Source organism: Cypionkella sinensis (assembly GCF_042646385.1).
GTDB classification, from domain to species: Bacteria; Pseudomonadota; Alphaproteobacteria; order Rhodobacterales; family Rhodobacteraceae; genus Cypionkella; species Cypionkella sinensis.
The window spans coordinates 2,554,554-2,576,801 of the sequence record NZ_JBHRTO010000001.1 but is presented as its reverse complement, the minus strand read 5'-3'; the positions used below and the strand labels follow the sequence as shown (position 1 = coordinate 2,576,801).

Below are 22,248 nucleotides of genomic sequence, written 5' to 3'. Positions count from 1 at the left end.
TATCTTGCGCGCCGAGGAGACTTCCATGGCCGAACCAAGCACCCACGGCGAAAGCCTGCTGTTCCTGACGGACGAGAACCTGCGCAAGGGCATCGAGGCGATGTTCTTTGCCTATCGCGGCTTTACTGCCGATCCAGACCGTATTCTTGCCGATATGGATTATGGGCGCGCGCATCACCGCGCCGTGCATTTCATTAACCGTTCTCCGGGCACCACGGTGGGCAATCTGCTGACCATTCTGGGTGTCACCAAGCAATCGCTGAACCGGGTGTTGCGGACATTGTTTGACGATGGCCTTGTCGAGGCGCGTGTCGGCAAGCAGGACAAACGCGAGCGTCATTTGTATCTGACAGAAAAGGGGCATGCGCTGGAACGCGCCTTGTCGGATGCCCAGCGCGCCCGGATGCGGGCGGCCTATCGCGCCGCTGGCCCAAGTGCCGTGCAGGGCTTTCGCACCGTGCTTGAAGCAATGATGGACGCCGAGCAACGCCGTCAGTATCAAGGGCTGAAAGAGGGCAGCACATGACTGAATTACCTGCGCACCTGCTGGTCGTTGACGATGATGAACGCATCCGCGGCCTGTTGCAGAAATTCCTGATCCGCAACGGTTTTCTGGTATCTGTGGCGCGTGATGCGGCTCAGGCGCGGCGTCTGCTGGCTGGGCTGGAGTTTGACATGCTGGTGCTGGACGTGATGATGCCCGGCGAGGATGGCATCAGCCTGACCCGGGCGTTGCGCGCCAGCCTGAGCGTGCCGATCCTGCTGCTGACAGCCAAGGGCGAAACCGCCAACCGGATTGAGGGCTTCGAGGCCGGAGCGGATGACTATCTGATCAAGCCGTTCGAGCCGAAGGAACTGCTGTTGCGCATCAACGCAATTTTGCGCCGTGTCCCCAGTGTCAAGCCCGACAGCCCCGCGCCGAAAGTGCTGCACATGGGGCCGGTGCGCTATGACATGGATCGGGGTGAGTTGTGGCGCGGGCAGGACCTGATTCGGCTGACCTCAACCGAGGCAGCGCTGATGCGGATCTTCTCGGCGCAACCGGGCACCGCGCTTTCGCGTGAAAAGCTGGTGGGCGATATGCCGCGCGAAGACAGCGCGGGGCAGGAACGCGCGGTGGATGTGCAGATCACCCGCCTGCGGCGCAAGATTGAGGATGATCCGAAAGTGCCGCGTTATCTGCAAACGGTGCGCGGCGAGGGGTATATGTTGCAAACCGACTGATCCCTGAACGATGGATCGCAGCGACATAATATTAACGATTGCCCGCCAGTTTGGCCAAACAACAACCCTATGGGAGAGACCATGACTTTGCTGAAATGCGCCGCTGCTTGCGGCCTTGCCCTGATGTCCACCGCAGCTGTGGCTCAAGACCTTGTGCCCTATTCCGAAGCCGGTGGCTGGGATGTTCAGGTTGACCCGACGATGGGCAACGGCTGCTTGCTGTCTTCTGATTTCGAAGACGGCAGCCATGTCCGCATCGGCTTTGATCGCACCGCAGGCAACGGCTATGTGATCGCCGCCAACACCGCTTGGGGCGACATTACCGACGGCACCGACTATCCGATCAGCTTCATGCTGGATGATCAGAAATATGACGGCAACGCCAAGGGCCTGCATCTGGATGATCTGCCGGGCGTGTTGGTGACGTTCGACAGCGTCGACTTCCTGACCGATCTGGCGGCGAAGAACACCATGACGTTGCAAAACGAGGGAGCGGATGTGATGTCGATTGACCTGTCGGGCAGCGATGAAGCCATCAATGAGACGATCGCCTGCCAAGAAGAGCAGGAAAAGGGCTGACCCTTTGCCAAGCCGGGGGGCTTCCACCCCCCGGACCCCCTTATCCACGCCCAACCGCGCGATGCTGCCCCTGCCAAAGCCGAGTGTTTGATGCCCACCGACCCCGCCTTGCTGGACGACCAGCCCCCCTTTTGTCATCACCTTGGCTTGCGCATCCTGTCGGCGCAGGCAGACCGGGTGGAGGGCGAAATGATTGCCTCGGCGCAGTTGATCAACCGCAACGGCACCCTGCACGGCGGGGCCATCATGGCCATGGCCGATCATCTGGGCGGCATGGGTGCGCAGATGAATATAGGGCCCACCGAAAGCACTACGACGGTTGAAAGTAAAACCAACTTCTTCCGCGCCATCCCTGCGGGCGATCTGGTGCATGGTCTCAGCGTGCGCTTGCATGGCGGGCGGCAGACGATGGTTTGGCAAACCACGCTGACCCGCAGCGATGGCAAGATGGCGGCAATGGTGACACAGACCCAGATCGTGCTGCGCGATCCGCGGTTCTAAGCGTTCGCCGCGGCGTTCGGCCCAGGCGAATTGCGCAAAAACTTTGTTTCCCAATGGCGTCGGTCAGAAACCGCCCGCACTGCGACGTGTTTCGGCGTCTGCCCGCCTAAGGCCAATCTCTCAGGCAACAGCCGGAACCAGCGCCAGTGCGGCGGGTTTTCGCAGTGAAAGCGCTGTCTGCATGTCAATCAGGCACAACGGTAAGAAGAACACGGCGGTTTTCCTGATTTCCCGCCTTGGCCAACGCAACGGCAGTCGAGCTTCTGTCCCGTTTGCAGATGGCGCTTTCATCCAAACGACCCACAGCCCCCGGAGGATGAAATGGACCACAGCAAACATACCCCGCTGACACACGCAGAACTGACCGGCGCCAATCTGCAGGATGCCCCGATCTACGGCGTGGATGACAGCAAGATCGGCACAATCTCGCATGTGCATGGTAGCGGTGCCGTCACAGATGTTGTGATCGATGTCGGTGGCTTTCTGGGGCTTGGCGAAAAGCCGGTGCTGGTCAGCGTTGATCAGCTGAACCTGATGCGCGACGAAAATGGCGAGGTGCATGGCGTGACGTCGTGGACCAAGGATCAGCTGAAGGCGCTGCCAGAGCATCATCACTGATCACATGCGTGACTTGCGCGCGCCCGCTGACGCAAAACCCATGGCCCGGAGTTACCGCAGGTAAGTCCGGGCTTTTTGCCGCGGGGCTTGAAGAAGGCTCGGTGCAATCAACAGTTTTGATTTCCGCCCCGCTGCACTACCATTTCGGCCAGAACTCAAAAGGCCGATCCCGTGACCACCCTTGTTATCAGCGCTCCACAATCTGAACATCACCTGACGCCGCCCGGCCACCCCGAGCAGGTGGCGCGCTATGCTGCTGTGCAGGCAGGGCTAAAGGGGCTGGATGTAACGCATCGTGCCGCGCCTTTGGCAGGGGATGACGACATTTTACGCGCCCATCCGGCGCGCTATCTGGCAAAGCTGCGCGCCACCTCGACCGCAAGCGGTTGGGTGCAGTTGGACCCCGACACATGGCTTTCGCCGGGATCGGTTACGGCGGCGCTACATGCGGTGGGTGGGGCGTGCGCGGCGGTGGATGCTGTAGTTGCGGGCGAGGCGCGCAATGCCTTTCTTGCCGCGCGCCCGCCCGGCCATCACGCCGAAACCGAAACGGCGATGGGGTTTTGCCTGCTGGGCACCGTGGCGATCGCGGCACTGCGGGCTTTGCACCATCACAACCTGCCGCGGGTGGCCGTGGTCGATTTCGATGTGCATCATGGCAACGGCACACAGGATCTATTGTGGAATGAGCCACGTGCTTTGTTCTGCTCCAGCCATCAGATGCCGCTATATCCCGGCACCGGCAGCCCTGCAGAGAAAGGTGCGCATGGCCAGGTCCTGAACGTACCTCTGGCCGAAGGCTCGGGCGGTGGCGTGATGCGAGAGGCTTATGAAAGCCTGATCTTTCCACGCATTGCCGATTGGAAACCTGATCTGATCCTGATCTCGGCAGGTTTTGACGCGCATCAGGCCGATCCGCTGGCGGGGCTGGAATGGCAGGCCGAGGATTTCGCCTGGATAACGCAGCGGATTTGCGATCTGGCCGATGCGCATTGCGCGGGCCGGGTGGTATCCTGTCTTGAGGGCGGTTATGATCTGCCCGCGCTGACCGCTTCGGTTCGCGCGCATGTCGCCGTTTTGCAGGAGCGTGGCCGATGACCGATAAAGCCGTGACAGAGATGTCGTTCGAAGAAGCCATGGCTGCGCTTGAATCCGTGGTCACGCAACTGGAGCGTGGCGAGGTCGCGCTGGAACAAAGCATCGCGCTTTACGAACGCGGGGCGGCGCTGAAAGCCCATTGTGCGGCCAAGCTGAAATCGGCCGAAGAAAAGGTCGAACTGATCCGCGCCGCCGAAGGCCGCGCCACGGGCACCACCCCGGTGGAGGGGATGTGAGCTTTCCCGCCCTTCTCGCCGCAGATGCCAGCCTGATCCAGACCCGTCTGGACGCCGCCTTTGCCAGCCTGCCCGACCAACCCGTGACACGCGCCATGGCCTATGCCACCACCGGCGGCAAGCGCTTGCGCGGTTTTCTGGTGCTGGAATCCGCCCGCATGTTGGGCGTGGCACCCGCTGTTTCGGTTTCTGCTGCCGCCGCGGTAGAGGCTTTGCACGCCTATAGCCTTGTGCATGATGATCTGCCCGCGATGGATGATGATTCCTTGCGTCGGGGTCAGCCGACCTTGCATATCCGCTGGGATGAGGCGACCGCCATTCTGGCGGGCGATGCACTTCAAACGCTTGCCTTTGAACTTTTGACCGATCCTGCGCTGGGCAGTGCCGAGATCAGGTTGAAACTGGTGGCGGGGCTTGCCAAAGCTTCTGGCGCCGCTGGCATGGTGCTGGGGCAGGCGCTGGATATTGCGGCTGAGTCCGCAGGCACGCCGTTGACGCTGGAAGAAATCACCGCGCTGCAAGCCGGAAAGACCGGGGCGCTGATCGGCTTTGCCGCCGAATCCGGGGCCATTCTGGCAGAGCAAAACCCGCGCCCGTTGCGCGCCTATGCGGCTGCCCTTGGGCTTGCTTTCCAGATTGCTGATGACATTCTCGATGTCACCGGCGATGCCGCCAAAGCCGGAAAGCGCCTGCAGAAAGACGCCGACGCCGGGAAAGCCACCTTTGTGTCGCTGCTGGGTCTGGATGCCGCCCGCGCACGGGCCAAATGGCTGATTGATGAAGCCTGCGACCATCTGTTGCCCTACGGCGCATCGGCGCAAAACCTGATCGACTGCGCGCGTTTCACCATCGCGCGGGAAAGCTGAAGCCATGTCCGAACGCCCCAAGACCCCGCTGCTGGATCGCGTGCATCTGCCCGCCGATATGAAGGCTTTGTCGGACCGCGAGTTGAAGCAACTCGCCGATGAATTGCGCGCTGAAACCATCTCGGCGGTGTCGGTGACGGGCGGCCATCTGGGCGCGGGTCTGGGCGTGGTAGAACTGACCGTCGCGTTGCACGCCACCTTCCATGCGCCGCGCGACAAGATCATCTGGGACGTTGGCCACCAATGCTATCCGCATAAGATCCTGACCGGGCGGCGTGACCGCATCCGCACCTTGCGCACCGAAAACGGCCTGTCGGGTTTCACCAAGCGCAGCGAGTCGCCCTATGATCCGTTTGGCGCGGCACATTCCTCTACCTCGATCTCGGCGGCTTTGGGCTTTGCGATGGCGGCGGAATTGGGCGGCGATCCCGGCGATGCGGTCGCGGTGATCGGCGATGGCTCCATGTCGGCAGGCATGGCGTTTGAGGCGATGAACAACGCAGGCCATCTGAAAAAGCGCCTGTTCGTTATTCTGAACGACAATGAAATGTCGATCGCCCCGCCCGTGGGCGCGCTGTCTGCCTACCTGTCCCGCATGTATGCTGGCGAGCCGTTTCAGGATCTGAAATCCGCCGCCAAAGGCATGGTTTCCCTGCTGCCGGAACCCTTTCAGGAAGGTGCCCGTCGTGCCAAGGAAATGCTCAAAGGCATGGCGGTGGGCGGCACCCTGTTCGAAGAACTCGGCTTTTCCTACGTCGGCCCCATCGACGGCCACGACCTTGACCAGTTGCTGCCCGTCCTGCGCACCGCCCAAGCCCGCGCCACCGGGCCGATGCTGATCCATGTGCTGACGAAAAAGGGCAAAGGCTACGCCCCCGCCGAGGCTGCCCGCGACAAAGGCCATGCCACCGGAAAATTCGATGTGCTGACCGGCGTGCAGCAGAAAGCCGCCTCGAACGCGCCGAGCTACACCAAGGTTTTCGCGCAAAGCCTGATCCGGGAAGCCGAAACCGACGACAAAATCGTCGCCATCACCGCCGCGATGCCCGATGGCACCGGGCTGGATCTGTTCGCTGCACGCTTCCCGAAACGCACGTTTGACGTGGGCATTGCCGAGCAACACGCCGTCACCTTCTCGGCGGGCCTTGCTGCGGGTGGGATGAAGCCGTTCTGCACGATCTACTCCACCTTCCTGCAACGTGGCTATGATCAGGTGGTGCATGACGTGGCGATCCAGCGCCTGCCCGTCCGCTTTGCCATCGACCGCGCAGGGCTGGTGGGGGCGGATGGAGCCACCCATGCCGGCTCTTTCGACGTGGCCTTCCTCTCAAACCTGCCCGGTTTCGTTGTGATGGCCGCCGCGGATGAGGCCGAACTCGTCCACATGGTTGCCACCGCGGCCGCCCATAATTCCGGCCCCATCGCCTTCCGCTATCCGCGCGGCGAAGGCACCGGGGTGGAGATGCCCGCCCGTGGCGTCCCGCTGGAAATCGGCAAAGGCCGGATGATCCAGCAAGGCAAGCGCGTGGCCCTCTTGTCCTTCGGCACCCGCCTGTCCGAGGTGCAGAAAGCCGCCGAAAGCCTTACCGCAAAGGGCCTGACCCCCACCATCGCCGATGCGCGCTTTGCCAAACCCTTGGACCGCGACCTGATCCTTGATCTGGCCAGAAATCACGAGGCCCTGATCACCATCGAAGAAGGCGCCATCGGCGGCTTTGGCTCTCACGTCGCGCAACTGCTGGCCGATGAAGCGGTGTTCGACCACGGCCTGAAATTCCGCTCGATGGTGCTGCCCGACACCTTCATCGACCACGCCAGCCCCGAGGCGATGTATCGCAGCGCAGGCATGGATGCGGCCCATATCGAGGCGAAAGTGCTGGAGGTTCTGGGCGTGGCGGTGGTGGGCAAACGGGCGTGACAGGCAGCGCAACACACCCTTTTAGCAATTTTTTCCAAGACTGATCGTGCTAACGCGGCCCGATCACTTCCGTTGCACGCGATCAGAGAACAAAATGCCCGCAACCAGGCCAGCGGTGTGATTTGGGCGCTATCCTGCGCAGCGGCACTGGCATTTTGGCGCGGTTTTGCTGGTGCCTTGGGCGCACAGGCATAATCGGGCTTTCATCTCTAGCAGTCTCGTCACGTGGCCTTACCTCCATTGAACCCCGCGACAATGCGGGCCTAGAGGAGGATAGACCGATGAAAATCACCTACGCATTCGCAGCCGTTGCCCTGCTGGCCGTTCCGGCTTTCGCCCAAACCGAAGGCGACATCAAAGTTGACCCTTCGACCGTCACCTGCAACGACTTCTCGTTGATGGACATGCAGAACATGACTGCCGTGGGAATCGCGATGAAGGAATCGCTGAAGGATGACGCCGCGATGAACACCAAATACAGCGCGCTCAGCGATGCCGATATGGCGACCGCAGCGGCTGATGCCTGCAAGGCGCATCCCGACGGCAAAGTCATCGACGCCTTGAAGATGTAAGGCTGCAACCGCCTGTCCTTGCGAGGACAAGCAAATAAAAACGCGCGCGGGACAAACCCACGCGCGTTTTCGTTTGTTCAGATGCGCTTACGCCAGATCAAACCGATCCGCGTTCATCACCTTGACCCAAGCCTTCGCAAAGTCGCGCACGAACGCTGCCTGACCGTCGCTTTGGCCATAAACCTCGGCCAAGGCGCGCAGTTGCGAGTTTGATCCGAACACCAGATCATTGCGCGTCGCGGTCCATTTCAACGCCCCCGTCGCGCGATCCCGGCCTTCAAACTCGGTCTCGGCTGCCGAAGTGGCCGACCAGACCGTGCCCATATCCAAGAGGTTGACGAAGAAATCGTTGCTCAGCACGCCGGGGCGCTTGGTGAACACGCCGTGCTGCGAACGGCCGGTATTGGCATCCAGCACCCGCAAGCCGCCGACCAGCGCGGTCATTTCCGGCCCGGTCAGGGTCAGCAATTGCGCGCGGTCCAACAGCAGTTCTTCTGCCGAAACCGAATACTGCGTCTTTGCGAAATTGCGGAACCCATCCACAACCGGCTCCAGCACGGCAAAGCTTTCCACATCGGTCTGCTCTTGGCTGGCATCGGTGCGACCCGGCGCGAAGGGCACCGACACCGGGGTGCCCGCCGCGGCAGCGGCATTCTCCACCGCAGCTGAGCCGCCCAGCACGATCAGATCGGCCAGCGACACGGATTTGCCCGAGGCCGCGTTGAACGAGGTCTGAATCCCTTCCAGCACCGCCAGCACCTTGGCCAGTTGCGCAGGCTCGTTCACCGCCCAGTCTTTCTGCGGTGCGAGACGGATACGCGCCCCATTCGCGCCGCCGCGCTTGTCCGAACCCCGGAAGGTCGAGGCCGAAGCCCAAGCCACTGCCACCAGTTCCGAAACATTCAGGCCCGAACCGAGGATCTGCGCCTTCAGTGCTGCCACATCCGCCGCATCAATCGGCGTGCCAGTGGCCTCCGGCACCGGATCTTGCCAGATCAGATCTTCGGCAGGCACTTCCGGCCCCAGATACAGCACTTTCGGCCCCATATCGCGGTGGGTCAGTTTGAACCAAGCCCGCGCAAAGGCGTCGGCAAACGCCGCCTGATCGTCGTGGAAACGGCGCGAGATCGGGCCGTAGATCGGGTCAAACCGCATCGCAAGGTCCGCCGTGGTCATCATTGGGCGGTGCTTGATCGACGGATCATGCGCATCGGGGATCATATCCTCGGGGGCAACATCTTTGGCGAGGAAGATTTGCGCGCCAGCGGGGCTTTTGGTCAGCTCCCACTCATATTTGAACAGCACTTTGAAATAGCCGTTGTCCCAAGTGGTCGGATTCGGTTTCCACGCGCCCTCGATGCCGCTGCTGGTGGTGTGAATGCCGATCCCGGATTCGAACCCATTGCTCCAGCCCAACCCCTGCTGCGCCATCGGTGCGCCTTCCGGGTCTGCGCCGACCAAAGCCGGATCGCCCGCGCCATGGGCCTTACCAAAGGTATGCCCGCCTGCCACCAGTGCGACGGTTTCTTCGTCATCCATCGCCATGCGGCCAAAGGTTTCGCGAATGTCGCGGCCAGAGGCCACCGGATCGGCCACGCCATCCGGGCCTTCCGGGTTCACGTAAATCAGGCCCATCTGCACCGCGGCCAACGGGTTTTCCAGATCACGCTCGCCCGAGTAGCGGCTGTTCTTGTTGGCTGGATCGTTCGAGGCTGCCAGCCAGGTGTCCTCAGACCCCCAATAGATATCTTCCGGCGGCTCCCACACGTCCACCCGTCCGCCGCCGAAACCAAAGGTCTTGAAGCCCATCGATTCCAGCGCGACGTTGCCGGTCAGCACGATCAGGTCGGCCCACGAAATCGCATTGCCGTATTTCTGCTTGATCGGCCACAGCAGGCGGCGGGCCTTATCAAGGCTGACGTTATCCGGCCAGGAATTCAGCGGCGCAAAGCGCTGCGTGCCGGAACCCGCGCCGCCACGGCCATCGCCAGTGCGGTAGGTCCCAGCCGAGTGCCAGGCCATACGGATGAAGAACGGGCCGTAATGGCCCCAATCGGCCGGCCACCACGGCTGGCTGTCGGTCATCAGCGCGTGCAGGTCTTGCTTCACCGCTGCCAGATCCAGCGCCTTGAACGCTTCGGCATAGTCGAAACCGTTCGGCATCGGGTTGGCGCTGGGTGCGTTCTGATGCAAAATCCGCAGGTTAAGCTGGTTCGGCCACCAATCGCGGTTCGAGCGGGCCTTGTGGGTGGTGTGCTTGCCACCGCCATGCATCACCGGGCATTTGCCACCGCTGGCGTTATCGTTTCCGTCCATCGCTGTCTCCTACTCTGCTGAAGCCCGCCCTTGCGCGCGGCCTTTTGCTATCTGCCGACCAGACTATAACAACAGCGTGGCATTAGTTTAAGTTGAATATACTGATTGTTGCGATAACTTGTGCTGATGATAAACTTCACCCTGAAACAGTTCCGCTACTTTGAGGCGCTGGCCCGCCACGGCCACTTTGGCCGCGCGGCAGAGGTCTGTGCGATCTCGCAACCGGCTTTGTCGATGCAGATCAAGGAACTGGAGGCAGCCCTTGGCACCGACCTGTTTGAACGCGGCGCGCGGCAGGTGCGGCTGACCGGGTTTGGCGAGGCTTTTGCCGTCCGGGTCCGCGATATCCTGCGCTCGGTCGATGAGTTGGCCGACATCGCGCGCGCCGCGCAAAGCCGACTCGCGGGGCGGCTGCGCATCGGGGTGATTCCCACCATCGCGCCCTACCTGCTGCCCACGATCATCGGCAATCTGATGCGGCAGAACGCCGATCTGGATTTGCAGTTGCGCGAAACCGTCACCCCCAAACTGCTGACCGAACTGGCCGAGGGCCGCTTGGATACCGCCATCGTGGCGCTGCCGATCTCGGAACCCTCACTGACAGAAATGCCATTGTTTTCCGAAGATTTCGTGCTGATCCGCCCCGCCGAGGATGAAGGCAAACCCGTGCCCAGCCGCGAACGCCTGCGCGAAATGCGGCTGTTGTTGCTGGAAGAAGGCCACTGCTTCCGCGACCAAGCCCTGTCGTTCTGCAACATGTCCGCCGCCCCGCCGCGCGAGTTGCTGGACGGAAGCTCGCTGTCAACGCTGGTGCAGATGGTCAGCGCAGGGATTGGCGTCACGCTGATCCCGGAAATGGCGATGGCGGTCGAAACCCGCTCGGCTGCCGTGTCTGTCGCGCGCTTTGGCGATCCGAAGCCGCAGCGGATGGTCGGGATGGTTTGGCGCAAAACCTCGCCGCTTGCCAAGCAACTGGCGCAAGTGGCCGAACTTGTGCGGGTCTCGGCGCAATCGTTGCGCAGCCAGCAGGGTGCAACCTAACGATATGCTTATTTTTTAGGCGGTATCTGCGGAAATCTTCATCACTTGCGCCTAATCCGCGTGGTGATGCACAAAGTGTTAGAGGATCACCGCTGGCTGTGAAAAAACCTCTGTATCTGTGAAAGAAAATATCATGTCGATCCTCGCCAGCATCTACCACCTGACCCATTACAAATATGATCGCCCGGTCACGCTTGGCCCGCAGATCATCCGCCTGCGCCCCGCGCCGCACAGCCGCACGCGGGTGGTGTCGCATGCGCTGAAGGTGACGCCTGCCAATCATTTCGTGAATTATCAGCAGGATCTCTACGGCAACTGGCTGGCCCGCTATGTCTTCCCCGATCCGGTTACGGAATTGAAGATCGAGGTCGATCTGACCGCCGACATGACCGTCTACAACCCGTTCGATTTCTTTGTTGATCCCAGTGCCGAGACCTGGCCCTTCGAATACCCAGCCGAGATTGCCGACGATCTGGTGATCTACCGCAAATGCGACGCCCCCGGCCCCCTGCTGCAGGCCCTCTTGGATCGTGTGCCGCGCGAACCCAAGCGCACCATTGATTTCATCGTCGGCCTGAACGCTCAGCTTGCGCAGGAAATCGGCTATGTCATCCGCATGGAACCCGGCGTGCAGACGCCCGAGGAAACTTTGGGTCTGGCCTTGGGCTCGTGCCGCGATACCTCGTGGCTGCTGGTCAACGTCCTGCGGCATCTGGGGTTTGCGGCGCGGTTTGTGTCGGGCTATCTGATCCAGTTGAAGCCCGATCTGGTGGCGGTGGATGGCCCGCAAGGCACCGACAAGGATTTCACCGACCTGCACGCTTGGTGCGAGGTCTATCTGCCCGGTGCTGGCTGGATCGGGCTTGACCCAACGTCAGGCCTGCTGACCGGCGAAAGCCATATCCCGCTGTCAGCCACGCCGCATTATTCCAACGCCGCACCGATTTCCGGCATGGCCAGCTATGCCGAGGTCAATTTCGACTTTGACATGACGGTGACGCGCACCGCCGAACATCCCCGCATCACCATGCCGTTCTCGGATACGGCTTGGAATGAACTGAACCAGCTTGGTCACAAGGTTGATGCCGCGCTGGCAGCGGGCGACGTGCGGCTGACCATGGGCGGCGAGCCGACATTTGTGTCGATCGACGATTTTGAGGCCGAGGAATGGAACACAGGCGCGGTTGGCCCCACCAAACGGGTGTTTGCCGATGCGCTGATCCGCCGCCTGCAAGCCAAATTCGCGCCCGGTGGTTTCCTGCATTACGGTCAGGGCAAGTGGTATCCGGGCGAAACCCTGCCGCGCTGGACGTTCAGCCTGTATTGGCGCCGCGATGGCAAGCCGATCTGGCACAACCCCGACCTGATCGCCTCGGAAGTGGCGGAAGGGGCGACGCCACAGCAGGCCAGCACCCTGCTGCAAAATATCGCAGAAACGCTTGGTCTGCCCGCCGAAAACGTTACCCCTGCGTTCGAAGACCCCGCCGAATGGATCGTCAAGGAAGGCAATCTGCCGGAAAACGTCACCCCCGAAAACTCGCATCTGAAAGACCCCGAGGAACGCAACCGTATCGCCCGTGTGTTCTCGCGTGGCCTCACCGAACCATCCGGCTTCGTGCTGCCCGTGCAGCGCTGGCAGAGCCGTGCCGCGCAAACCTGGGTGTCGGAAAAATGGGCGCTGCGGCGCGGCCATCTGTTCCTTGTGCCGGGCGACAGCCCGGTCGGCTACCGCCTGCCGCTGGGGTCGCTTCCTTATGTCAAACCCGCCGACTATCCGCACGTGAACCCCGGTGATCCGTTTGACACCCGCGGCCCGTTGCCCGATTTCACCCCCGAACCTATCACCGAACCGGCCCAACCCGTCGCCAGCTTCACCGCCGCCGAACCGGGGCAGGATCGGCGCGAGCAGGTGATTTCCGATCTTGCAGGTTCCGTCCGCACCGCGATTTCGGTCGAGCCGCGCGATGGTCGCCTCTGCGTGTTCATGCCCCCGGTGGAAAAGGTCGAAGACTACCTTGAACTCGTCGCCGCCGCCGAAACCGCTGCCGCCAAGCTGGGCGTGCCGGTGCATATCGAAGGCTACGGCCCGCCGAATGACCCCCGCCTGAACGTGATCCGCGTCGCCCCCGATCCCGGCGTGATCGAGGTGAATATCCACCCGTCGCACAACTGGGCCGAAACCGTGGCCACCACCGAAGCGGTGTATGAAGAGGCCCGGCAACTCCGCCTTGGTGCCGACAAATTCATGATCGACGGCAAGCATACCGGCACCGGAGGCGGCAACCATGTCGTCGTGGGCGGCGTCACCCCAGCCGACAGCCCGTTCCTGCGCCGCCCCGATCTGCTCGCCAGCCTGATCCTGCATTGGCAGCGCCATCCATCGCTGTCCTATATGTTCTCGGGCCTGTTCATCGGCCCAACCTCTCAGGCCCCCCGCATCGACGAGGCGCGGATGGACGCGCTCTATGAGTTGGAAATTGCGCTGGCCCAAATCCCCGTGCCGGGGCAGGGAGCCGCGCCGCCGCCTTGGCTGGTAGATCGTCTGCTGCGCAACCTGCTGGTGGACGTCACCGGCAACACCCACCGCGCCGAGATTTGCATCGACAAGCTCTATTCCCCAGATGGCCCCACAGGCCGCTTGGGTCTGGTGGAGTTTCGCGGGTTTGAGATGCCGCCAAACCCGCGCATGAGCCTTGCGCAACAACTGCTGATCCGCGCCCTGATCGCGCGGATGTGGGCCAACCCGATCAAAGGCAACCTCACCCGCTGGGGCACCAACCTCGCCGACCGCTTCATGCTGCCGCATTTCGTCTGGGCCGATTTTCTGGATGTGCTGGCCGACCTGCGACAGCACGGCTTTGATTTCAACCCAGACTGGTTCAAGGCCCAAGCCGAGTTCCGCTTTCCATTCTGCGGCGAAGCCACCTTTGAAGGCGTCACCTTGGAAATCCGTCAGGCGTTGGAGCCTTGGCACGTCATGGGCGAAACTGGGGCCATCGGTGGCACCGTGCGTTATACCGACAGTTCCGTGGAACGACTGCAAGCCAAACTGACCGGCGGCGATCCGGGCCGCTACACCGTCACCTGCAACCAGCGCCAGATGCCGATGCAAATCGTGGGGGCTGGGGTCTCGGTTGCCGCCGTCCGCTTCAAGGCGTGGCAGCCACCGCTTGCGCTGCACCCGGTCTTGCCCGTCAACGCGCCGCTGACCTTTGATGTCTATGACACTTGGACGGGCCGCGCTTTGGGCGGTTGCACCTATCACGTCGCCCATCCCGGCGGGCGCAATTATGATACGTTCCCGGTCAACAGCAACGAGGCCGAGGCCCGCAGGCTTGCCCGGTTTGAACCGCATGGGCATACTGGGGGCTTGTATGAACCAGTATCCGAAACCCCGCACCCCGAGTTTCCCATGACCCTCGACCTGCGCCGCGCCCCCCGTCACTGATGGCACGCAAGGCGAAAACCAAGCCGGTCGATACCCAGCTTTTCGCCCGGTATCGCCCGCTGCCCGGCGTGCCGGATGAACTCGTCGATGTGCAAGGCGCGATGCGTCCGGTCTGGGCTGGGCTTTTGGCGCATATGTCCAGCCTGTCGGATGCCGAGGTGAAAGACGCCTTCGCGCGCGGTGAACAGCATCTAGCCGACACCGGCGTGTTTTTCCGCAAGTATGGCGACAAATCGGCCGTGGGCCGGGACTGGCCATTTTCCGCCGTGCCGATCCTGCTGCCGGAATCCGAATGGCACGGCATCGCCGAAGGCCTGATCCAACGCGCCGACCTGATGGAGCAGCTCGCCGCCGACCTTTACGGCGAAAACCGTCTGGTGGCCGACGGCCATCTGCCCGCCAGCTTGATCGCCGAAAACCCCGAATGGCTGCGGCCCATGGTGGGGGTCAAACCGCGCTCGGGGCATTTTCTGCATTTCATGGCGTTCGAGATTGGTCGTGGCCCGGATGGCCGCTGGTGGGTGCTGTCGGATCGCACCGATGCACCCTCGGGGGCAGGTTTCGCGCTTGAAAACCGTGTCGCCGCCAGCCGGGTTTTCCCCGAGCTTTACCGCACCACCAACGTCCACCGCCTTGCCGGCTTCTTCCGCGCCTTTCGCGATGCGCTGGAAAAGCTGCGCAGCGATCCATCGTCGCGCATCGGTATCCTCACCCCCGGCCCCTTGACCGACACCTACTACGAACAGGCCTACATCGCCCGCTATCTCGGCATGGCCCTGCTGGAAGGCGAGGATCTGACCGTCGAAAACGGCCATCTGCACGTCCGCACCGTCGAAGGTCTCGCCCCGGTTGATGTGCTATGGCGGCGGATGGATGGCATCTGGGCCGATCCCCTGGAATTGCGCGGCGACAGCCAGTTGGGCACCCCCGGCCTGATGTCGGCGGTCCGTCAGGGCTATGTCACCATGGTCAACGCTTTGGGCGTTGGTGTGCTGGAAACCCAAGCGCTGATGGCCTTCTTGCCGAAAATCGCGCAAGTGTTGACCGGGCAAAAGCTGCAAATCCCCAATGTGGCGACGTGGTGGTGTGGCCAGCCCGCCGAACTGGCGCATGTGCGCGCCCATGCCGACCGCATGTTGATCGGCCCCGCGATGGCGACGCGCATTGCGTTTGAAACATCTGCGCCCCATGCAATAGGCGGCCAGATGCGGGGGGCCGCTGATGATGCCGACCTGCACGATTGGCTGACCGACAATGCAGGCGGGCTGGTCGGCAAGGAACTGGTGACGCTGTCCACCACACCCTTCTATGAAAACGGCGCGCTTGTCCCTCGCCCGATGTCGCTGCGGGTGTTTCTGGCCCGCACGCCGGCAGGCTGGCAGGTGATGCCCGGCGGCTTTGCCCGCATTGGCGCAGGCACCGATACGACTGCGATTTCCATGCGCAACGGCGGCTCGGTCGCCGATGTCTGGGTGGTCAGCGATACCCCGGTTGAACCCGTCACCCTGCGCGCCCCGCAATCTGCGCCGTTCGTGCGCGCGCAACCCGGCCCCTTGCCCAGCCGTGCAGCCGACAACCTGTTCTGGCTTGGCCGCTATGTTGAACGCACCGAGGGCCTGCTGCGTCTGGTGCGCGCCTATAACGGTCGGGTCAACGAATCCGGCAATGCTGCCTTGCTGACCACCATCCGCGCCCGTCTGAAAACCTACGGCGTCGATGCGACCGAGGCTTTTCCGGCAGGCGTTCTCAGCACCCTCAGCTCGGCCGTTTACAGCGCCGCCCAAATCCGCGACCGCTTCAGCGTCGATGGCTGGTCTGCCCTGCAGGATATGGAGAAATCCATGACCCGCATCGCCAAAACCACCGAAACCGGCAGCGACGCCGCACAGGTGATGAGCGTGATGCTGCGCAAGATCGCGGGCTTTTCCGGGCTTGTGCATGAAAACATGTATCGCGCAGCGGGGTGGCAGTTTCTGTCGATTGGCCGCTCGCTGGAACGCGCCGCGATGATGACCGATCTGCTGGCGGCGGTGGCAGGCCCCACCGCGCTGCCCGGTGGTCTGGATATGGCGATAGAGGTCGGCGACAGCATCATGGTCCACCGCCAGCGTTATGCCGTGTTCACCAGCCGCGAAAGTGTCATCGATCTGCTGGCGCTCGATGAATGCAACCCCCGATCAGTGCGCTTCCATCTCGACGTGATCGCCAAATGCGTGGACGAACTCTCTCGCACCGGCCCGCATGGCCAGATGACCGAGTTTGAGCGTAAGGTGCGCCTGCTGCAAACCTCTGTCATCGTACACACCGTGCAGACGCTGAATGCCGAGGCGCTGCTGACGGCGCGCGGCCAGATTTACGATCTATCCAACGCCCTTGGCGCTGCGTTCATGCACTAAGGGGCGGCGATGATCTACGACATCAAACTGCAAATTACCTATCAATATGCCAACCCGGCGGTGGGCGGGCGGCATGTGGTGTGTGTGATGCCGCTGGATATGCCGGGCCAGCGCGTGCAGGCCAGCCTGCTCGACATCACGCCGCGCCCCGAAGAGCGGCTGGATCGGATCGACTTTTTCGGCAACCGCATCACAGAGTTCAGCTTTCGCGGCCCGCACGACTCGGTCGCCTTTACCATGAAGGCGCGGATTGAGCGGCTGATCACCCCCAGCCTGCCCGGCAACGCCATCGCCTTGCCGGACCTCCCCGCAACCTTGGCAGCCGAGCGTAATCTGCGCGCGGATTCGCCGCTGCATTTCCTCTCTACCTCCGTCCGCGTTCCACGTGACCGCGCGATGACCGCCTTTGCGCTGGGCGCCTTGCACCCCGGTATGACCGTCGCCGAAGCTGTCGTGGCGGTTGGCAGCGCCCTGTATCGCCACATGAAGTTCGACCCCAAAGCCACCACCGTCGATACCCCCGCAACCGAGGCTTTCGCCAAACGCCAAGGCGTGTGTCAGGATTTCAGCCATATCATGATCGCCTGCCTGCGCGGCATCGGCATCCCGGCGGGCTATGTCAGCGGCTTTCTGCGCACACTGCCGCCGCCCGGAAAACCCCGGCTGGAAGGTGCCGATGCCATGCACGCCTGGGTGCGGGCGTGGTGTGGGCCAGAGGCCGGTTGGCTCGAGTTTGATCCGACGAATGACAAGCTGGCGGGCGAGGATCATATCGTCGTCGCCTACGGGCGCGATTACAGCGATGTGTCGCCGATCAAAGGCACCATGCGGATTTCCGGCGGCCAGAAAAGCAAACAGGCCGTCGATGTGATCCCACTCGCCGGATAGACCTCAGGCGCTTTGTGCCTGTGGGGCAGCCGTCATCTGCGCCTCGATGAACCGTGCTGTGCGCAGGTAATGCTCGGCCAACAGATCGCAGGCCAGATCGGCATCGCGCGCCAGCGTGGCCTTCGCCAGCGCCGCATGCTCGGCCTGAATATCGCGGTGATTTTCGACATTGCGCTGTTGCAGCATCGGATAGCGATAGCGTTCGGCTTCCGCATAAAGCCGCTGAAAAAACTCCAGCAGCCAGCTTGATCCGCAGCCCGCGATCAGCGCCAGATGAAAGCCGTGGTGGCGGTCTTCCAGCAGTTTCTGCTCATCCGCCCCGCCCTCTGCCGCCCGTGTCGATTGCAGCGTCAGACTGTGCAGCGCACTGACAATGCCGGTTTCCCAATCATCCCCGCCCTGTGCCATCGCCAGCCGCAACGCGCGTTGTTCGATCAGCACGCGGGTGTTGATCGTATCCCACATTTCCGCCATCGACAGTGGCGCCACCGAAAACCCGCGCAGGGCGATGGATGTCACCAACCGCTCGGCCTGCAAGCGGTTCAGCGCCTCTCGCAGCGGCGAGAATCCCATGCCGTAGCGTTCAGACAATTGCGCCATCCGCAGCGGCTTTCCCGGAGCCAGCACCCCACGCACAATATCGCGCCGCAAGGCATCATAGGCGGTTTCTGCCAAAGTCATTCGGGGGCCTCTTTCTGCTTATGCCAGTATGGCGCAGGGCAGATCGGATGGCAATTTCATTATTTTCGAAAATATTACTTGCTTGCGTAAATAATTCTGGCATCTTGCATCCAGAGACTCGGCATCAGGGGGCAGGGATATGAGCAATCAACGCGAAAATCACCGCGAGGATGTGGTGGGCCGTGCCAATGTCGAAGACACGCCCGAACTGCTGGCCTACTACGACCAGCTTGATAAATTCAAAGCGGGCGCCCTGTGGACGGTGGCCAACAAGATCGAGCCGTGGCAGCCGAAAAGCCAATCCGTCCCTGTGGTCTGGCACTACCGCGATTTGCGCGAACACGTGCTGCGCTCGGTGCAACTCGTCACGCCAGAAAAGGCGGGGCGGCGGGTGATCTACCTCAACAACCCCGGCCGCACCGATGTGGCCGCAGCGGTCGGCTGGATTTACGCGGGCCTGCAAGTGATGAACCCTGGCGAGGTCGCCTCGGCCCACCGCCATTCCGCCAGCGCCATCCGCTTCATCATGGAAGGCAGCGGCGCTTACACCGTGGTCGATGGCCACAAGATGACGCTGGGCGCGAATGATTTCGTCCTCACCCCAAACGGCACATGGCACGAACATGGTGTGGCCGCCGAAGGCAGCCCCTGCATCTGGCAAGACGGCCTCGACATCCCCTTCGTCAACGCGATGGAGGCGAACTTTTACGAGGTGCATCCCGATCTTGGCCAAGCCGTCGGTTATCCGGTGGACGATATGACCAAAACCTGGGGCAACGCCGGCCTGACCCCCGGTGGCGGCGCGTGGAACAAAGGCTACAGCCCGATGTTCAAATACGAATGGGCCCCCACCTATAACGCGCTGGTGAAATACGCCGGTGCCACCGCTGGCTCGCCCTTCGACGGTGTGCTGATGGAATATGTGAACCCGGTGACAAACGGCCCGGTGATGCAGACGCTGGGCGCTTCGATGCAACTCTTGCGCGCGGGCGAACACACACGCGCCCACCGCCACACCGGCAGCTACCTCTATCACGTCGCCAAGGGCCGCGGCCATTCGATCATCAACGGCCAACGCTATGATTGGCAGGAGCGGGACATCTTCTGCGTGCCATCCTGGGCTTGGCATGAACATGTCAACGATCAACCGGGCGAGGATGCCTGCCTGTTCTGCCTCTCGGATCTTCCGGTGATGCGGGCGCTCGGCCTCTACCGCGAGGAAGCCTTTGGCGACAACAACGGCCACCAGCCGCTTCTGTAAGGACAAGATATGAAACTGGTAACGTATCGCGCTTCGGTCGAGGCCGCAGCAAAGCTTGGCGTCATGGACGGCGATCTGGTGGTGGATGTCGCCCATCTGGGCACGATGATGGGTGAAGATCTGCCCGACAGCATGCTGGCCCTGATTGACGCAGGCCGCCCCGGTCTTGCCATGCTAAAGGCCTGCCTTGAAGGTGCTGAGGGCGATTATGCCACCGGCGTTGCCACCGATCTGGCCAATGTCACCCTGCTTGCGCCGATCCCCCGCCCGCGCAAGAACATCTTCGGCATCGGTCTGAACTATGTCGAACACGTCGCCGAAAGTGCTGCATCTCTCGATACCTCAAAAGACCTGCCGAAACAGCCGGTGATCTTCTCGAAACCCCCCACCACGGTGATCGGCCCCGGTGACGCCATCGAACACAACGCCAAGATCACGCAACAGCTTGATTGGGAGGTCGAACTCGCCGTGATCATCGGCACCACCGCCCGCCGCGTCAGCCGCGAAGCTGCGCTGAACCATGTGTTCGGCTATTCGGTGATGATCGACATTTCCGCCCGCGACAACCGCCGCGCGGGGCAATGGATTTTCTCAAAAGGCCAAGACACCTACGCCCCCTTCGGCCCCTGCATCATCACCGCCGACGACATGCCCGATCCCCAAATCCTCGACCTCTGGCTTACCGTCAATGGTGTGGAAAAACAACGTTCCAACACCCGCCACATGCTGTTCAACGTCGCCACGCTGATCGCCGACATCTCCTCGGGCATCACGCTGGAACCTGGCGACATCATCGCCTCGGGCACGCCAGAAGGCGTCGGCGCGGGTCGCACCCCGCAAGAATGGCTCTGGCCGGGTGACGTGGTTATCGCCACAGTCGAAGGCATCGGCACCATCCGCCATCCCGTTATCAACACCACGCCAGACTGACGCTTTGGTCATCCTCTGCGCTCAAATATCCCGGGGGTCCGGGGGCTGGCCCCCGGCGGCCTGCCACACAAGGAACCAGCCATGAGCTTCACCGTCGCCGTCGCCCAAATCGCCTCTCTGCCCAACGACCCCCTCGCCACCGCCAAAAAGGCCGCCGCGAGCCTGCGCGAGGCCGCTGCGAAAGGCGCGAAACTGGTGGTCTTTCCCGAGGCGCTGCTGGGCGGCTATCCGAAAGGCGCCAGCTTTGGCGCGCCCATTGGGATGCGCAAGCCCGAAGGCCGCGCCGCTTTCGCCCGCTACCACGCGGCTGCGATTGATCTGGACGGCCCCGAAGTGGCACTGCTGGCCGATGCCACCGCCGAAACCAACACCTTCGCCGTCATCGGCGCAATCGAACGCGATGGCGCAACCCTCTACTGCACAGCGCTTTACTTCGATGGCGCAAAGGGCCTTGTCGGCAAGCACCGCAAACTGATGCCCACCGCAGCCGAACGGCTGATCTGGGGCTTTGGCGATGGCTCTACCCTGCCCACGTTCAAGACCGATCTTGGCACCATCGGCGCTGTGATCTGCTGGGAAAACTACATGCCCGCGCTGCGGATGCACATGTATCATCAAGGCGTTAGCCTCTACTGCGCCCCCACCGCCGATGATCGTGACACCTGGCTGCCCACCATGCAGCACATTGCGATGGAAGGCCGCACCTTCGTGCTCACCGCCTGTCAATACATCACCCGCGCCGCCTACGGCCCCGAGCATGAAAGTGCGCTGGGCGACGCACCCGACACCGTGATGATGCGCGGCGGATCAGCAATCATCGGCCCGCTGGGCAAAGTTCTGGCGGGCCCGGATTTCAGCGGCGAGACCATCCTTTATGCCGAAATCGACCCCACCGAGGTGATGCGCGCGAAATATGATTTCGACGTCACGGGCCACTATGCCCGCCCCGATGTGTTTGAACTGACCGTCGATACCCGCGCCAAACGCGCCGTGAAGGAAATCTGATGCACTGGGATCTGGATAAGGTGGTCGAGCCCATTGCTTACAAACTGCTCGCCGCCACCGTGATGCCACGCCCGATTGCCTGGGTGGTCACGCAAAGCGCAAAGGGCGCGCTGAACGCCGCCCCCTACAGCTTTTTCAACGTCATGGGTTCCGCCCCGCCCACCATCACCCTGGGCCTGATGGCCGACCCCAAACGCGGCTTCAAGGACACGGCGGCGAACATCCTCGCCACCGGCGAATTTGTCGTCAATCTGGTGCCCGAGGCCTTGGTGCAGCAGATGAACACCACCTCGGTCGATGCCCCCACCGGGGTGAACGAGCTTGACCTTGCAGACCTTGCCACCACGCCGTCGCTGCATATCCGCCCGCCGCGCATCGCCGCCAGTCCGGTGGCGTTTGAATGTGCGATGCTGTCCTCGGTCATCACCGGCCCACATCAGACCATCGTCATCGGCCGCGTATTGGCCGTGCATATCGACGACCGCTTCATCCTGAACGCCGAACGCGCCCATATCGACACCCCGGCCTTGGGGCTTGTGGCGCGCGGCTATGGCTCGACCTACGTGCGCAGCCACGAAACCTTCGAACTTGATCGCCCGAAATGGGCGGATTGGCCCAAGCAAACCCCCCGATGAAACAACTGCCATTAAGACGCCAAATATTTTCTCTA

Annotated in this window: 20 protein-coding genes; 18 read left to right on the top strand and 2 right to left on the bottom strand. The window is 62.3% G+C overall.

All coding sequences use genetic code 11. From position 1 onward, the window contains the following. Positions 1–25: 25 nt before the first annotated feature. The 10 genes from ACFOGH_RS12945 to ACFOGH_RS12900 all read left to right on the top strand — a co-directional run bounded on the left by ACFOGH_RS12945 (position 26) and on the right by ACFOGH_RS12900 (position 7,612). Positions 26–526: a MarR family winged helix-turn-helix transcriptional regulator gene (locus tag ACFOGH_RS12945; protein WP_380073485.1), complete on the top strand. Its 501-nt coding sequence runs from the start codon at positions 26–28 to the stop codon at positions 524–526. Next, positions 523–1,224, top strand: a complete 702-nt coding sequence (locus ACFOGH_RS12940; protein WP_380073484.1) for a response regulator — start codon at positions 523–525, stop codon at positions 1,222–1,224. Before ACFOGH_RS12945 ends, ACFOGH_RS12940 begins: the two co-directional genes overlap by 4 nt. Before the next feature lie 123 nt (positions 1,225–1,347). Next, complete coding sequence (locus ACFOGH_RS12935; RefSeq protein ID WP_380073483.1) at positions 1,348–1,803, top strand: hypothetical protein; 456 nt, start codon at positions 1,348–1,350, stop codon at positions 1,801–1,803. A gap of 90 nt (positions 1,804–1,893) precedes the next feature. Further along, a complete protein-coding gene (locus ACFOGH_RS12930) occupies positions 1,894–2,304 on the top strand; it encodes a PaaI family thioesterase (RefSeq protein ID WP_380073482.1) in 411 nt (136 codons plus the stop codon). Between the two features lie 321 nt (positions 2,305–2,625). Then, a complete protein-coding gene (locus ACFOGH_RS12925; protein WP_380073481.1) occupies positions 2,626–2,922 on the top strand; it encodes a PRC-barrel domain-containing protein in 297 nt (98 codons plus the stop codon). Positions 2,923–3,093: 171 nt separating this feature from the next. Continuing rightward, the gene (locus ACFOGH_RS12920) at positions 3,094–4,020 is read left to right on the top strand and encodes a histone deacetylase family protein (RefSeq protein ID WP_380073480.1); all 927 of its coding nucleotides are present in this window, start codon (positions 3,094–3,096) and stop codon (positions 4,018–4,020) included. Further along, the gene (locus tag ACFOGH_RS12915) at positions 4,017–4,256 is read left to right on the top strand and encodes an exodeoxyribonuclease VII small subunit (RefSeq protein ID WP_380073479.1); all 240 of its coding nucleotides are present in this window, start codon (positions 4,017–4,019) and stop codon (positions 4,254–4,256) included. Before ACFOGH_RS12920 ends, ACFOGH_RS12915 begins: the two co-directional genes overlap by 4 nt. After that, positions 4,253–5,122, top strand: coding sequence for a polyprenyl synthetase family protein (locus tag ACFOGH_RS12910; RefSeq protein ID WP_380073478.1), 870 nt, complete (start codon positions 4,253–4,255; stop codon positions 5,120–5,122). Before ACFOGH_RS12915 ends, ACFOGH_RS12910 begins: the two co-directional genes overlap by 4 nt. 4 nt (positions 5,123–5,126) lie before the next feature. Continuing rightward, positions 5,127–7,040: a 1-deoxy-D-xylulose-5-phosphate synthase gene (dxs, locus tag ACFOGH_RS12905; RefSeq protein ID WP_380073477.1), complete on the top strand. Its 1,914-nt coding sequence runs from the start codon at positions 5,127–5,129 to the stop codon at positions 7,038–7,040. A gap of 281 nt (positions 7,041–7,321) precedes the next feature. Continuing rightward, the gene (locus ACFOGH_RS12900; protein WP_380073476.1) at positions 7,322–7,612 is read left to right on the top strand and encodes an HdeA/HdeB family chaperone; all 291 of its coding nucleotides are present in this window, start codon (positions 7,322–7,324) and stop codon (positions 7,610–7,612) included. 87 nt (positions 7,613–7,699) lie between these two features. Here the strand turns inward: ACFOGH_RS12900 and katG are convergent, their stop codons facing one another. After that, a complete protein-coding gene (gene katG / locus ACFOGH_RS12895) occupies positions 7,700–9,928 on the bottom strand; it encodes a catalase/peroxidase HPI (protein ID WP_380073475.1) in 2,229 nt (742 codons plus the stop codon). Between the two features lie 126 nt (positions 9,929–10,054). Here katG and ACFOGH_RS12890 point away from each other — a divergent pair, with 126 nt between their 5' ends. The 4 genes from ACFOGH_RS12890 to ACFOGH_RS12875 all read left to right on the top strand — a co-directional run bounded on the left by ACFOGH_RS12890 (position 10,055) and on the right by ACFOGH_RS12875 (position 17,701). Continuing rightward, on the top strand, positions 10,055–10,969 hold the full coding sequence (locus ACFOGH_RS12890; protein WP_380073474.1) for a hydrogen peroxide-inducible genes activator: 915 nt from the start codon (positions 10,055–10,057) through the stop codon (positions 10,967–10,969). Between the two features lie 133 nt (positions 10,970–11,102). Further along, complete coding sequence (locus ACFOGH_RS12885; RefSeq protein ID WP_380073473.1) at positions 11,103–14,417, top strand: transglutaminase family protein; 3,315 nt, start codon at positions 11,103–11,105, stop codon at positions 14,415–14,417. Continuing rightward, positions 14,417–16,813, top strand: coding sequence for a circularly permuted type 2 ATP-grasp protein (locus ACFOGH_RS12880; protein WP_380073472.1), 2,397 nt, complete (start codon positions 14,417–14,419; stop codon positions 16,811–16,813). The genes ACFOGH_RS12885 and ACFOGH_RS12880 overlap by 1 nt, the downstream gene beginning before the upstream one ends. Positions 16,814–16,822: 9 nt before the next feature. After that, positions 16,823–17,701: a transglutaminase family protein gene (locus tag ACFOGH_RS12875; RefSeq protein WP_380073471.1), complete on the top strand. Its 879-nt coding sequence runs from the start codon at positions 16,823–16,825 to the stop codon at positions 17,699–17,701. A gap of 3 nt (positions 17,702–17,704) precedes the next feature. On the opposite strand, the gene ACFOGH_RS12870 is transcribed toward ACFOGH_RS12875, so the two are convergent. Next, on the bottom strand, positions 17,705–18,382 hold the full coding sequence (locus ACFOGH_RS12870) for an FCD domain-containing protein (RefSeq protein WP_380073470.1): 678 nt from the start codon (positions 18,380–18,382) through the stop codon (positions 17,705–17,707). 139 nt (positions 18,383–18,521) lie between these two features. Between ACFOGH_RS12870 and ACFOGH_RS12865 the strand changes: the two genes are divergently transcribed. The 4 genes from ACFOGH_RS12865 (at position 18,522) to ACFOGH_RS12850 (ending at position 22,213) form a co-directional block, all read left to right on the top strand. After that, positions 18,522–19,643: a cupin domain-containing protein gene (locus ACFOGH_RS12865; RefSeq protein WP_380073469.1), complete on the top strand. Its 1,122-nt coding sequence runs from the start codon at positions 18,522–18,524 to the stop codon at positions 19,641–19,643. A gap of 9 nt (positions 19,644–19,652) precedes the next feature. Next, on the top strand, positions 19,653–20,573 hold the full coding sequence (locus tag ACFOGH_RS12860) for a fumarylacetoacetate hydrolase family protein (RefSeq protein ID WP_380073468.1): 921 nt from the start codon (positions 19,653–19,655) through the stop codon (positions 20,571–20,573). 81 nt (positions 20,574–20,654) lie between these two features. After that, on the top strand, positions 20,655–21,578 hold the full coding sequence (locus ACFOGH_RS12855; protein WP_380073467.1) for a carbon-nitrogen hydrolase family protein: 924 nt from the start codon (positions 20,655–20,657) through the stop codon (positions 21,576–21,578). After that, positions 21,578–22,213 (top strand): flavin reductase family protein, encoded by a 636-nt coding sequence (locus tag ACFOGH_RS12850; RefSeq protein ID WP_380073466.1) that lies wholly within the window; start codon positions 21,578–21,580, stop codon positions 22,211–22,213. The genes ACFOGH_RS12855 and ACFOGH_RS12850 overlap by 1 nt, the downstream gene beginning before the upstream one ends. Positions 22,214–22,248: the final 35 nt, after the last annotated feature.